The 13,450-nt window shown below is 40.9% G+C and carries 11 protein-coding genes; all 11 read left to right on the top strand.

The annotated features are described in order from the left end of the window. The first annotated feature begins 16 nt into the window (after window positions 1–16). The 11 genes from WAZ74_RS10285 to WAZ74_RS10235 all read left to right on the top strand — a co-directional run bounded on the left by WAZ74_RS10285 (window position 17) and on the right by WAZ74_RS10235 (window position 13,304). Complete coding sequence (locus WAZ74_RS10285; RefSeq protein ID WP_422308208.1) at window positions 17–859, top strand: ComF family protein; 843 nt, start codon at window positions 17–19, stop codon at window positions 857–859. A 306-nt stretch (window positions 860–1,165) separates the two neighbouring features. Next, entirely contained in the window at window positions 1,166–1,666 is a 501-nt protein-coding gene (locus tag WAZ74_RS10280; RefSeq protein WP_422308207.1) for a pilus assembly FimT family protein, read from the top strand. Continuing rightward, window positions 1,666–2,235, top strand: coding sequence for a type IV pilus modification protein PilV (gene pilV, locus WAZ74_RS10275; protein ID WP_422308206.1), 570 nt, complete (start codon window positions 1,666–1,668; stop codon window positions 2,233–2,235). The genes WAZ74_RS10280 and pilV overlap by 1 nt, the downstream gene beginning before the upstream one ends. After that, window positions 2,235–3,287 carry a PilW family protein gene (locus tag WAZ74_RS10270; protein ID WP_422308205.1) on the top strand — a complete coding sequence of 351 codons (1,053 nt, stop codon included), beginning with the start codon at window positions 2,235–2,237 and terminating at the stop codon, window positions 3,285–3,287. Before pilV ends, WAZ74_RS10270 begins: the two co-directional genes overlap by 1 nt. Further along, window positions 3,284–4,123, top strand: a complete 840-nt coding sequence (locus WAZ74_RS10265; protein WP_422308204.1) for a PilX N-terminal domain-containing pilus assembly protein — start codon at window positions 3,284–3,286, stop codon at window positions 4,121–4,123. The genes WAZ74_RS10270 and WAZ74_RS10265 overlap by 4 nt, the downstream gene beginning before the upstream one ends. A 22-nt stretch (window positions 4,124–4,145) precedes the next feature. After that, on the top strand, window positions 4,146–8,165 hold the full coding sequence (locus WAZ74_RS10260; RefSeq protein ID WP_422308203.1) for a hypothetical protein: 4,020 nt from the start codon (window positions 4,146–4,148) through the stop codon (window positions 8,163–8,165). After that, the gene (locus WAZ74_RS10255) at window positions 8,166–8,684 is read left to right on the top strand and encodes a type IV pilin protein (RefSeq protein ID WP_422308202.1); all 519 of its coding nucleotides are present in this window, start codon (window positions 8,166–8,168) and stop codon (window positions 8,682–8,684) included. Continuing rightward, the gene (locus tag WAZ74_RS10250; RefSeq protein ID WP_422308201.1) at window positions 8,678–9,139 is read left to right on the top strand and encodes a type IV pilin protein; all 462 of its coding nucleotides are present in this window, start codon (window positions 8,678–8,680) and stop codon (window positions 9,137–9,139) included. Before WAZ74_RS10255 ends, WAZ74_RS10250 begins: the two co-directional genes overlap by 7 nt. Before the next feature lie 338 nt (window positions 9,140–9,477). Next, window positions 9,478–9,870: a prepilin-type N-terminal cleavage/methylation domain-containing protein gene (locus tag WAZ74_RS10245; protein WP_422308200.1), complete on the top strand. Its 393-nt coding sequence runs from the start codon at window positions 9,478–9,480 to the stop codon at window positions 9,868–9,870. A gap of 144 nt (window positions 9,871–10,014) precedes the next feature. Further along, window positions 10,015–11,823, top strand: a complete 1,809-nt coding sequence (locus WAZ74_RS10240; RefSeq protein WP_422308199.1) for a Wzy polymerase domain-containing protein — start codon at window positions 10,015–10,017, stop codon at window positions 11,821–11,823. Between the two features lie 149 nt (window positions 11,824–11,972). Next, window positions 11,973–13,304, top strand: a complete 1,332-nt coding sequence (locus WAZ74_RS10235) for an O-antigen ligase family protein (RefSeq protein ID WP_422308198.1) — start codon at window positions 11,973–11,975, stop codon at window positions 13,302–13,304. Window positions 13,305–13,450 lie beyond the last annotated feature (146 nt).

Genomic DNA, 13,450 nt, shown 5'->3' with positions numbered 1-13,450 from the left:
ATATTAACAGTAAGTTATGCGTTACTTAGCGCCTTACCAAGCCGGATTATGGCTGGCAGAATATGTAGACATACGCTGCCAGTTATGCCGTGTTTATCGCAGCACTCCACAATCACAGCACTCATACAATATCTCCACATCACATACCAGTCGTTTATCAACTACTAACGACATACCGCAGTCATTAGCAAGTGATTATTCGTCTTCTGCCAATATAAGTCAGCCACTTAATAACCGTTTTAGTAGCGGACTTCTATGTTCCAGTTGCCATAATAGTATTACATGGTTACCTGAGCCCTTTGAAGTTGATATCGCTGTCGGTACAACGCTCACCATTCAAGCAGCGACCTATTACGACTATCCGATGCGCCAAGCGATCAAAGCATTTAAGCATCATGAAGACATGACCAAGTTGCCATTGTTGCTACATGCGATACGCCAACTACCACGTCCTCATGGCTGCCATTATGACAATAGTATGATTGTTGCTATGCCGACTACCAATCAACGGCTGATTAAACGCGGATTTGATCCTGTCAGTATTTTGGCCGCGCAACTGTCAAAACATTGGCATATACCTTTGTGGCAAGGGGTTAAGCGTATTGACGATACGGTTAGTCAGCAAGGACTCACACGTGCAGAGCGCTTAAGTAATTTAAACAATGCATTTGCTGCAATTGAAAAACCTCCCGTTAAGCGCTTGCTATTATTCGATGATGTTGCAACCACAGGCGCTAGTTTGCAAGCCTTGGGGCGTGCACTGTCAATATCTTCTCAAACGGCAATTACAACAACTCCTCAAACCACTAACAACTATCACCTTTCTGCCTATGCCTTAGCGCATGGTAGCCAGTCATAAGTCCTAATATTGTTTACTCTCAATCACTATTATGTTGCTAATATGTTACCTTAACGTTATATTGTCTAATTGTTAGAAGTCTTACATTTATTTACATTGCAATCGTCAAGTAGTCTGTTCTGTAAGCAGTGCAAAGATAAGGGTTTAAGTTGAATAGTTGATACATTTTATGGAACAGAAATTGCATATCTATAGATGAATATATCAAAAATATTGAGTGACAACTCGTTTGAATATTAGGTCATTATTTACAATTTAAATCTAGTTCTAATTAAAAATACTGGCAGTTATAAATAGGGATTTGATGTGAACGCATCTGCGAACAATCTACCACAGAAATTGCGAATGACCAGCTCAGGGTTTACTCTGATTGAGCTGATGGTAACGATTGCTGTGCTTGCCATTATTGTCAGTATCGCTGCGCCTAGTATTATTGCTCAATTAGCACAAGGCCAAATAAAAGCGACGTCTACTTTAATCCAGACTTCTATTGCAAGGGCGAAAGCTGAAAGTACTATCAGACGTAGCTCTATTACTTGGAATTATAACAACACCAATGCTCTAATCACATTAGTGGATAAGGGTACCACCCTTGCCAGTTATAATTTAAATCCTGAAAGCTCACTAACCTTTAATCCTTCGGGGGTCACTACTCTAGTCATAGATAAAGAGGGTAACATAAGAACTACATCGGGTGGAGCGATGAATTTGGCGATTGATATAGGGGATACGAGAGCAGGTGCTACGACCCAAAGAGTTCGAGTAAATACAAAAAGAGCGTTTGAATGTTCAGGGACAAATTGCTAATGAATATAAAGCAACAAGGTTTCGGTTTAATAGAAGTGATGGTGTCGCTACTCATTCTAGCGGTTGCTGTTCTTGGCTTTACAGCCATGCAGGGTCAAGCCATAAAAGCTACTGATGAGTCCCTTGAACGTACGCAATCGCTGGTAATGATGCGTAATATGGGTGAGAAAATTAGATTGAACCCTACTGCAATTACTGCCTATCAGACGGCAATCAATACGCCTACTGCAAGTGCACCCGCTATTAGCTGCGGCCTTTATGGTTCTGATACGACAGCATGTACCCCAGCTCAGCTAGCAGCAGCAGAAGCTTATGTTTATACGCAAGATATGAGTAATCATGGCTTTACAGTAAATCTGTACGCTTGTCCTAGTACTGGTGGTCAGGATGCTACAAACGTTATGTATTCATGGTGTCTTATCAGTGCTTGGGGCAACACTACGCCTACTATAGGTGGTAATGCTGACATTGATTGTTTAACGCCACAAGTCGCTAATGCAGATACTACAATTACGCTTGGTGGAGCCTATCATCCAAAAGCTACTTGCATGTTTATGGAGGTGACTTAATGAATAACTTAAATTACTCCTCTCCTATGAACACAGCTCAAAATGGGTTTACACTAATTGAGCTGATGATAGCCTTGGTACTAGGGCTCTTGATCTCTGCTGCAGCATTGCAGATTTTTTATACGACTAGTGTAAATAGTAATCGTCAGAAGGCAGGCTCTCAGATTCAAAATAATGCAGTATTTGGAATAGATGATTTCAGCAAACATCTGCGTAGAGCCAACTATGGCGCAAACTCAAATACAACGAGTGCCTACTATCTTAATCATTTAACACCGCAAGGTGGAGTTGTTTTAACTAGGCCAACTAGTACAACGAAAACGACGGGTACGCCGCCTAATACGACTACTGTAACAACATGGGTTGGATCTAATCTAAATGGTCTTAAAAAAGGTAGTAGTGCCTTACCAGAGACTATATTATCTGCCAATGCTCCAACTAACAGCGCTAGTAATTTAACGACGAATACTAAAAGTGATCAACTCACTATTCAATATCAAGCATATCAAAACGATATGTTCACTTGTAATGGCGAAAAAATCGATAAAGATGATTACGTTATAGAGCGCTATTTCGTTCGCAATGATACTACGGTAACGCCGAACAGTCTCGGTCTTGCCTGTGCTTCTTTGATATATACTTATGATGAAGCGCTTGCAACGACAACAGGGATTGATGTCTCAGCTGATTTAGCGAATTTCACTGGTATTGGCACTATTGTCATACCAAACGTAGATTATTTCAGAGTACTGTTAGGCACCACAGCTCAAGACGACTTTGCAGCTGACCCTACGAGTTTAGCTCTCGTCTATCAGCCTTTGCCTAGTGACCCAACGACGTTAGCAGGTCGGCGTATAGTGAGTGTTCAAGTTGGATTACTGGTTCATTCAGATACACCAACGGTGTCTAAGCAAGAAAATAGTAGCTTGCGTTTTAATGTATTAGACAGACGTGATCAACAGCTTAATCCAACTGCTAGTAACGGTAGCAAATACCTCAGAAACGTATATGAAACCACTACTCTAATTCGGAATGCACGAGGTAAGCCATGATTCATACTTCTAACAGCACATCCATCAGGGGTTCAGAATCGGGCGCAGTATTGATTGTTGTCTTACTAGTGCTCATCCTAATAACCTTAATCGGCACTATAGCGATACAACGCAGTACGACAGACTTAAAGCTTGCTACGGCTTCTCAAGTCAGTAAATTGACGTTTCAATCTACTGACGCTGCATTCAATAAGCTAGAAAAAGAAGACCGTTCTATAGGCAAAGGTAGAAGTGTAGATAACGTCCGAGGTTACGTCACCAGACCGGGCAAACAGTATGTTGGCAGAGAAGTTATCTTCTGTGTGCGTCCTAAGACCAGCAGGTTTTTCAATGCAACAAAACTCACTGAAAAAACCATAGATGGTACAGGATATATCTCTGGTAAAAACGATGGCTTTTGCAATGTTGGTGACTCAGCAGACTATGTGGGTGAAAGCCGTACGGTTACCCAGATCACATTTGCAAAGAGCGATGTCAAAGAAGCCGAGCCTTATAGCCAAGAAGGGGATCTGACTTGGACTGATGATCAGATATCAGCCACAGGGCAGTCGCCTTTTGAATGTGCTGATTTTGAAGTATATGCCACTTCATTACTTCCAGCCTTTTCAGACGCTGCTACTTCAAAAATAAATGCGTGCTTAAAAACTGTGAATACAGATACTCTAAAAGATAAATGTGACGCGAAAGTTAAAGCTGAAAATGCAGATTATGCTACGCGTCCTGAATTGTTTGTAGCGTGTAGTATTGATGCCTGTCTTGAAAATCTTGGCGTACCATACAACACACAAATGCAAGCTTATAAGTCTAAACCTATCGGTGTGCGTTGTTTAAGCTGACCTATATATAAAGGTGAATATTATGAAAAACAATATGAAAACAAATATGAGTAATAAATTCCCTTCATGGCAGTTTAAAGCACTAACGGTTGCCGTGGTAACAGGTATGTTGGGTAGTGCCGCGTACGCCAGTCTTGAGCGCCATGGTGATCTTGAGATATACAAAGGCCCACAAGCAGCGCTGCCTGTTATTACGTTGATGCTCGATATTTCCGGTAGTATGGATATAATTGATTTAGCTAACAATACTACTTGTAGTAATAATATTCAGACTCAAAGCTCGACTACTGATTATCCATATGAACGTAAGTATTGTAATAGCGGGGGTAAAAGGTATTATCGCCGTATTGATAACCTCAAGATGGGCGTTTCTGATTTGGTTAAAGACCCTGAGCTGCAAGGTATCGTCAAGATAGGTATCGGTACTTATCCTCGACAGTCTAGTGGTAATAAAGATAATGGTCATATCGATGTACCCGCAAAAAAACTTGATGCAGTCCATAAGTCTACTATCGATAACTTTGTTCTTAATTTGAGGGCTAGTGGCGGTACGCCTGCAGCTCAGGCCTATGCGGAAGCCGGCGCCTATATGATGGGAACGACAACTAATAAAGCTACTTATAATGCTTTTAAGCTAGAAAAAGAGACTTATATAGATAATAGAGGAAACTTTTTCAATGGTGGTGATAATAATCAAACTGATAGTATCTGTGTGGGTTGGGAAGTTATTGATATAAGCTCACTTAGTCCGTCTAATAATTTTATTAAATGCATTGATTGGCAAGATACGTCGTCTCGACTCGATAGTAATGAGCTAGACCTAAATGGTCATATTATGTACAGCTCAACTGGTAGTGGATTTTTTTCCAATAAAATTGACTTATATAAGAAAGAAGTAGCAGCCAATGATCCACTGATAACTGGTAATAATATTAGCCCATATCCACTTTTCGATACTACCATCACGGACAATGCATATAGTGGCTTCCCGTACTCTGTAGTTACATCTAAAACTGCCAATGGTAGGTTCTACGATAAGCCTCTACCACCGAGTAATGAAACTTGTGCTGGCAATGGTATTTATTTCCTGACGGATGGCGAACCCAACGCTTCCAGCAAAGAGATTGCCAAAACAGTGATGGATAATGCTTTAAAGCCAGTAGGTTCAAGTACTGGAGCTCTATCAGTAACTTGTAGTGCCAGTGGTGTATCTGGATGGGACTGTATGTCTGATTTTTCAGATAAGCTGCTGAATACTGCCAATCCTAGTAGAATTGAAATCAAGACCGCGACGGTTGGCTTTGGTTCTGTCTATAACAGTATTCAGAATGCAACAACCTCTGTTGACTGTAATGCAGGAACCAGTACCAATGCTAAAAATCTATGTAATCTAGGTATTAAAGGTCAAGGCGGCTTTTATTATGCAGAGAGTGCACAAGATATCGTAAATAGTGTCAAGTCTTTGACAGGTAGGCTAACCAGTGATATCCCTCCTATATCTACCGGTAGTATGGCAGTACCTTTGGATGATTTAAACGTATCTACCTCACGTAAATTTGCCTATCTGCCTATTCTTGATCCAGATCCTTTATCACCAAAAAAACTATGGCGAGGTAATCTGAAAAAATATAAGGTAAAGAACGGTACCTTGGTAGATAAGGATAACAAGGCAATATTCACTGGTAAGGATGGCGTATTTGCCTTAAATACTTCTGACTTGTATAACACGATTATCAATACTAGTCGTGCAGATACCAGGCGACCTGATATGGGTAAGCCACAGGTTGGCGGTACCTATCAGCATATCTTTGAGAATAGCAATAGTCGTAATCTCTACGTCAATCAAAGCGGGACGCTTAAAAACATTAGCACGAATGCGATAACAGCAACTGCAAAGCCAGTAGGCTTTAATGCACTGACTAGCTACACCAATCCTCAGAAGCAGCAGCTCTTAAACTTCTTAGGGTTTCCAGTTGCCAATACATTGACTGTTAATGATACTACTGCAGTTGGCTTCGCATTTGATCGCAATAAAAAGCAATTGGGTGGCGTATTGCATTCGCTTCCTCAACTCCTCTCCAAGAAAGCGGAATTAAAAGCAGATGGTTCGATTGACAATACCAAACGCGAGGACTATATAATATACGGCTCGCTTGACGGCGCTCTCCATTTGGTAAAAGATTCAGATTATGGAAGCAATACTGCAGGCGAAGAAGTCTTTACCTTTATACCCAAGCATGTCCTAGAGCAACAGGGCGCAAGTTTCGTTGATCCCGATAGAGTCTCAATAACCCATCCTATATTCGGTGTCGATGGACCCTGGACCGTATTCAACAACTATAAATATACCGATACCGCAATTACGGCGCTACAGTCTCTCGCTTTTGGTGGATTACGGATGGGTGGGTCGATGTATTATGGACTCAATCTGACGAATATCAGTAGCCCCGAGATGATTTATTCAGTGGGGTCAACTTATGCGATAGACGGTAGTGCCAATGCCAAAGGTGTCAAAAATGATACTGTCGCCAATGCGACGACTAACACCAACGAACAAAAAGCCTATGCAAGAATGGGACTTAGCTTTGCAAAGCCAAGTATAGGCTATGTAATGAAAGGTGGCAAACGAGTCATGGTTAACTTCCTAGCTGGCGGTTATGATCGCTGCTATGAAGATCCGAAATTTCAATTAGGCGCAGGTATCACTACTAATACCGTCGATGATTGTAATGGTAAAACCAAAGCGCAAGGCAATGGTCTCTATATGGTGCAAGTAGGTCAAGAACAAGTCGATAGCATCTCAGCGACCAACCCTGACGCAAGTAACGAGAGCAGTTTTGACGCTATCGGTAAGGGCGATCTACTGTGGTGGACCAGTAGCGATAATAATAGCGCTGGCAATGCCAACTTCACTAAAGTGACTGATATGAACCACAGTGTCGTGACCGAAGTACGAGTACTCGATCGCAACTATGATGGTCTGACGGATCAGGTGGTCTTTGCTGACTTGGGTGGACGTGTATGGCGCGTAGATATCAATAGCGCTGAAGATGCTAACAACTTTAAGGTCGAGCGAGTCGCTAAGATACTTGACTTATCGGCTAGTGGTACTAACGCTGCCTCCTCTGGCACTGACGCACTACCGAGAATATATGAGAAACCATTAGTTACCTTTACTAGAGTTGGTGAAAACCCTGGAATCGTAGGGTTAGTAACGGTAGGTACAGGTGATAGAAGCTCTCCTGTGAGAGCGCAGCGTGAAGTAGCTGATCGCATCTATACCTTTGTCGATCGCGATATCGCAAGATCAGATTTATTCTGTTATGACGTTCAAGATACGCCAGATAATGAGTGTACTGGTGTGACCACGACTTTGGCACAAGCAACAGCTATTAAGCCTGCCGACTTGGTCCCATTAACTACCGATGCCTCTGGTGAGTTTAGTAATGATGCTACGATCAAAACGCAAATGGATGTCTATACTAAGCTGGGCTGGTACATGCCATTGACAGTGTGGTCTGGAACTGTGACTAAGAAGAAAGCCGATGGTACAAACGAAACAGTATCAGTGATCTCAACTGATAGTAAAGGCATCAAGATGTTCAACCAGCCTGATGCAATAGCAGGGCTACTGTTCACGACTGTCTATAATCCTAATGTTGGTGATACCTCGGGTAAATGTTCTGCTGGAGTGACAGGTCTTACTCAAAGAGAGCAGTTATGCTTACCTTATGGGGTATGTCTAAGCAAAGCAGTCAATGCAAGTGGTGCGCTTACTGGAGATTGGACCGTACGAAAAACGCGTTATTTATCTAACGCTGGTATCGGTATCGTAGATAATGTTATCTCAGATGGTAACTTCGCTGGAGATACCAAAAACAGCGTCGTGGTTCTTGAGAACTTCTGTCCAAGTGGGGATTGTAGTACTGGGAAAGTAGATCTTAAGGTCAATCCGCTTACAGAAGGAGTCAACTGTTCTGGTACCAACTGTAAAGTTGTGACAGACTCGCAGATAGATCCGATGCAGTGGAAGGAGCGATAAGTGAGCCGCCATACTGAGCATGGTTTTACCCTAATCGAATTAATGGTCGTCGTGACAATACTTGGTATTCTTTCTGCTATCGCCATACCTTCATATAGGCAATACGTGCAAAAAAACGCACGCAGTGAAGCCGAGTCAAGTTTGTTAGGTATGAGCGTAGAGCTTGAGCAGTGGCGGGCGAAAACCCTAACCTATGGTGGCTTTACGCCGCGTCAAGGTTGGTCATCCACCGCCAATACCGTATATGTTCCTAGTGGTAGCAGTGCAACGACTCATAACTATGCTATAAGCATCATGCATGTTAGCTCAGCCAGTACCCCTGTTGCTCTATCTTTGTCCACAGCCTCGCCTGCCAATAGCTGGGTAATGGTAGCAACGCCGCGCGCTGGTAGTTTGGTTGAAAATAGTCCTATGTTGGCTTACACCAGCCAAGGCGTTAAGTGTGAATCTAAAGCAGGCGATATAATGGTAAAAGCTGGGTCGAAACAGAATTGTGGAGTAGGGAGTAAACCATGGTAAAAGATGATATGGAGGGCTTTACTCTCATAGAGCTTATGATCGTCGTTGTTATTCTTGGTGTATTAGCAGCGATTGCTTATCCAAGTTATCAAGGCTATATAGAAAAGGGTAAGCGCGTCGATATGATGTCCGAAATGCAACAGATAGGATCACGAATAGAAGCCAATAAGATTACTTATAAGCGTTATGATCGTGTTCCGCTCAATGAGATCTTTACCAACACGGTAACGGGGAGCAGTACAACCTTCCCTAGTACGGGCACAGCGCTTTATAATGTCACTATTATGCCTGTCAGCGGTAGTAGGTTGAATGGTAGGAACTGGACGCTCACAGCTACGCCTATACCAGGTCGTCAGATGGCGAATGATGGTGTACTAACCCTAAACCCCCAAGGTAATAAATGCCGAGGCAGTGGTACAGAACGATTGTGTGGGTTTGGCGATGAATGGAATTAGTGAAATTTTTAACTAAGACCGACAAAAATTGTCAGTCATAATTACTAATGAACAATAAATGTCACTCGCTGAATAAATTTTAGTAAGTTAGTAGTAACAATATCTGTTATATTAAAAAATTTATTGCTGAGAAAAAGTAAGAATTTAATGGTTTTTGATAGTTTAATATAATAAATCACTTCTTAAAGAGATTTGATTTATAAACTATAGTGATTTCAATAACGTTGGCACGTTATATGCAGAAATTATAATAAGAGAAACATATTATATTACTAAAGATAAAACGCGTCTGTATCACCGACAGCCACTTATCTTTATATAACCCAAAAGGAGTTCATATGAACACTGCTCAAAAAGGTTTTACCTTAATCGAACTAATGATCGTGGTTGCGATTATCGGTATCCTAGCTGCGATCGCTATTCCTGCGTATCAGAACTATACTATTAAAAGTGCTACCAATGCCTGTTTAGACGAAGCATCGAGTTATGTACGTACAGTCACTACTAATGCTACAATTAGCGGGCCGGTTGTAGTTCCTACGTTGTCAGCTTGTGATGGTAGTGCCGCTGGTACTACCGCTGGTGCTACTAGCCAATCGACAGCTTGGAATACTAAGTATGTTTCTCCTCAGTCCCTATCTGGACAAACAGAGATATTTGTTCCTAAAGCTCCTGGTGAAGGTAAAATTAGATGTACCATGACTACTGGTACTTGTGCAGCTGGTACCTAATCTACCTTTAAATATTCAAATTAATATTAGTATTTGATAAATGAAAACCCCTCACATGAGGGGTTTTTTATACGCTGTCCAAAATCTATCATATTTTTGTTTTACTTCCACTGAATAACGTTTTCGCTATCGAGAGTTGTCCTTATGAACCAAATAGCCAATAATAAGCACTGGTCAGTTAGCGCTATGCTAGTGTGTATAGCGCTATTACTAATTGTGCCCTTTGCTATCTCTGGACGTTATGCCGTATATAGCATTCTGTACCAAGACTTTGTGGTGGTTGCTTTTAGCTTGCTCATCGTTTTACTAGCGACGATGACCAAATCTCTTAAAGCAAGTGCTCCTCGCATCAGCTATGTATTACTAGCAATGGCAGGCTATTGGTTACTTCAGCCATTATTTACCGATGTGATTTATATAGAGAGTAATATTAAAGCGTCGATAGTCTTTGTGCTATTTGCAGCGGTAGCTTGGAGTATTCATTCTGTTATAGATAGAACACAGCTCATAAGCGTAATCGCGTGGTCGCTACTGATTGGTACTAGCATCCAAGCGCTGGTGGTCGTGATGCAGGCAATTGGCATAGAGATATCTGTGTTAGGTGTCTTTAACGTAAGTGCAGACAGTGGTATACAAGGTCAGCTAGGTCAGCGTAACTTATTGGCACATTATCTGTGTTGGGGTATCGTCGCAGGCAGTTATTTGACAGTGCAAAGAGGTAATAGCTTTTATCTCAGTGCAACACTGACGGTGCTAACAGCCATCACATTAGGACTGGTTGATTCTAGAAGTATCTTGCTCTATGGCACCGCGATACTTATTATCGCCTTACTACAGATCCTATACCATCGAAAACTTTTAAAGAGCTCTAGATGTCTACTTACGATTAGTGCTTTGATACTCGTTCCACAAGTACTGATGCCTCTCATGCTCTCTAGTTTTGATACTGCTGCTCAGACAGGGCTTCAGCGCGTCTTGTCAAGTGGTAGTGATACTGCGCGTGGATACGAGTTAAAAAAAGCGTTGTTAGGTTTTATGCAAACGCCTATATTTGGACAAGGATGGAATGAGTCTACTTTTCAAGCATTTTCGAGGGCTTTAGATATCATGCCTTTAAATATGCATCAGCAAGAAAAGCTACCAGAACATTCACACAATATTATTAGTGAACTGCTAGTTGAGATGGGAGTTGTCGGTACTATTATCGTTGTCGTAGGCACGATATGGGCACTCATACCTGCTATCAGGACTTCATTGAAACTTGAGAGTACCTTTATACTAGCTTTACTAACTATTACGGCTACACATAGTATGGTTGAGTATCCGCTATGGAACACTTTCTTTTTGCTCGCAGTTGTATTGTTTTTGACCACCATACCAAATCAGCATTCAGAGAGTCCTAAACGTTATATGGGTTCTTTATACCAGTTACTAATCCTAATCATATCTTTTGTCAGTTTTGCAATGCTGTGCTTTTTCATGTTTATTTATCAAAATAATTATCGCCTATATGCCTCAAACGCTTCTAATGAAGAAGATCAATATAACGCCAGAGCGAATGCTTTTTATTCTGTATTTTTGAAGTTACCTTTATTTAGAGAAGATGAAGATAAGTTAACTGTACAGAATATAGATATCATGGCAGGCAGTTTCAGCGACGATCAGGTCGCCGCTTTGCTCAGATATAGTGAATATAAACCAACGCCGCAGTCATCCCAGTACAGAGGGTTGTATGAGTATAAGGTTGGCCACAAGGAAGCAGGTCTTGACTGGTTACAGCGCTCATGGCATTTTTATCCTAGCCAGTTGGGTCAATCGCTAGTCTTTATTTACAATTCTCATCCAACTCTTGAAGGTTTAGAGAATAAAGTTTATGACGCTTGCTTACGCTATCAAAGCACGAAGTTTTATGACAATTTAAAATCTTGCCCTAAGCCTCCGTCAACGTGGTAGCACTGCAGCAGTTAAGGTAATAGCTTAAGTTAAGCATAAAGTAAAAAAGCATAAAAAGATTTGCCATAGGATAATAATCGCCTAATGCATTATTTAACAGCTTGAAGAAGCCAATCCATTATTACTTATATTTTTGTTGTGTTCTACTTATGAATAGTCCTCGCTCGCTATTAGATGTATCAAGTAACCAAAAGGCATTTAAAACTTATATCAAACCTTTGTTGAATATAGAGCTGTTACTGGTACTTTATATCTTACTGTTCATCTCTGGTTTTACGACGCAGGATGGTTATTTATTTTATAATGAATATAGAGCGATGCAGATTATCTTACTATTATTTTTTGGTTTGATTGCTTGCTTTTTTCAACGCGATAAGATCTCTAAAGGTGAGCTCGTCTTTTTTGCTCTTGTCGCAGTCGGTAGTATATTTTGGGCGCAGCCTGCTTTTGTCATTTCTGAGCTATTACTAGCGTATTTATTGTACAAGAGCTTCGGTCTTTTACAATATCGTCAGTTGGCTAGCAAGCTGTTAGTACTAAGTAGCTTGACAATGTTTATTGAATTACCACTTGCATTATGGGATTACATCCAGACAGGTAAGTATGCCGCGATTTGGTATCCATTGACATGGAATATTCGGGTCTATGACAGTTACTTTCTGCTAGTCTCTATTTTCGCTGTTTGGCTTTATTTGACAAATCAACGCTATCGTTACTTATATCTGCTTTTTTTATTTTTGGCGTTTCTAGCTATTTTACTCGATGCTGGACGTTCAGCTATCTTGGCCTATACTCTATTTATCGTCACAGTTAGTATATTCTATCGTCATGTTCGTTATCCACTTATCCTAGTCTATATATCGTCTTGGCTAGTTTACTTATCAGTCAATTATATCGCTAATCTTAACGCTGTCAGATCTTTAGGTATGGACTCACAAATATTGAGAGTCACGACCAGTTTACGCGACGATTTATGGATGAATGCCTATCAGTGCTGGTCAAAACAACCGCTATGGGGTTGCGGTTTTTATCAGTTGGATGGTTATGAGCACTTGGCAGCACATCCTCATAACTTATTTATTCAAGTATTGAGCGAAACTGGATTGTTAGGGTTCTGTTTTCTATTTTATGTAGGGATAAATATTTTAAAACGTATCAACTGGCAGTCTAGGAGTCGTTATTTTGTTATAGCAGCTTTGTCCGCAGTTGGCGTGGATATGTTTTTTTCCGGCGTACATATCTATCCCGTAACTCAAATGGTACTACTATGGTTATTTGTGTTTTTACTTAAAAACCCCGAGTTTGCATCTGATAGTCTAGTACCATCAACACCAAAAAATCTTATAATGACTTTGTTGCCATCGCTATTTTATGTTGTGGTGAGCCTTTGGTTCATTGATTTGTTGGTAGCCACTGAAGTATTTTTGTCAGAGGTTCCTTTTACCCCTCCACGCTTTTGGGTATATGGTTATCGGCTGTAGCTGCTAGACGTGCACAATTGATCAATTAGCCAAAATTTATGATGTTAGGATGGTTTTTTTTTATTACTTAGGGGTGGTTATAGGTCTTTTATCCTCATTCATTGGCTTGACTGGCATGGTTTGTGCTGGGTAGAACTTAAATTAAT

Source organism: Psychrobacter sp. (assembly GCF_049295055.1).
Taxonomy (GTDB): domain Bacteria; phylum Pseudomonadota; class Gammaproteobacteria; order Pseudomonadales; family Moraxellaceae; genus Psychrobacter.
The sequence above is the reverse complement of the archived record's forward strand: the minus strand, read 5'-3'. Positions and strand labels throughout refer to the sequence as shown.

What these genes read in the sequence shown, in the direction of transcription:
- WAZ74_RS10285 (WP_422308208.1), top strand. Translation starts at nt 17, where the DNA reads ATGCGTTACTTAGCGCCTTACCAAGCCGGATTATGGCTGGCAGAATAT.
- pilV (WP_422308206.1), top strand. Translation starts at nt 1,666, where the DNA reads ATGAATATAAAGCAACAAGGTTTCGGTTTAATAGAAGTGATGGTGTCG.
- WAZ74_RS10270 (WP_422308205.1), top strand. Translation starts at nt 2,235, where the DNA reads ATGAATAACTTAAATTACTCCTCTCCTATGAACACAGCTCAAAATGGG.
- WAZ74_RS10265 (WP_422308204.1), top strand. Translation starts at nt 3,284, where the DNA reads ATGATTCATACTTCTAACAGCACATCCATCAGGGGTTCAGAATCGGGC.
- WAZ74_RS10260 (WP_422308203.1), top strand. Translation starts at nt 4,146, where the DNA reads ATGAAAAACAATATGAAAACAAATATGAGTAATAAATTCCCTTCATGG.
- WAZ74_RS10250 (WP_422308201.1), top strand. Translation starts at nt 8,678, where the DNA reads ATGGTAAAAGATGATATGGAGGGCTTTACTCTCATAGAGCTTATGATC.
- WAZ74_RS10245 (WP_422308200.1), top strand. Translation starts at nt 9,478, where the DNA reads ATGAACACTGCTCAAAAAGGTTTTACCTTAATCGAACTAATGATCGTG.
- WAZ74_RS10240 (WP_422308199.1), top strand. Translation starts at nt 10,015, where the DNA reads ATGAACCAAATAGCCAATAATAAGCACTGGTCAGTTAGCGCTATGCTA.
- WAZ74_RS10235 (WP_422308198.1), top strand. Translation starts at nt 11,973, where the DNA reads ATGAATAGTCCTCGCTCGCTATTAGATGTATCAAGTAACCAAAAGGCA.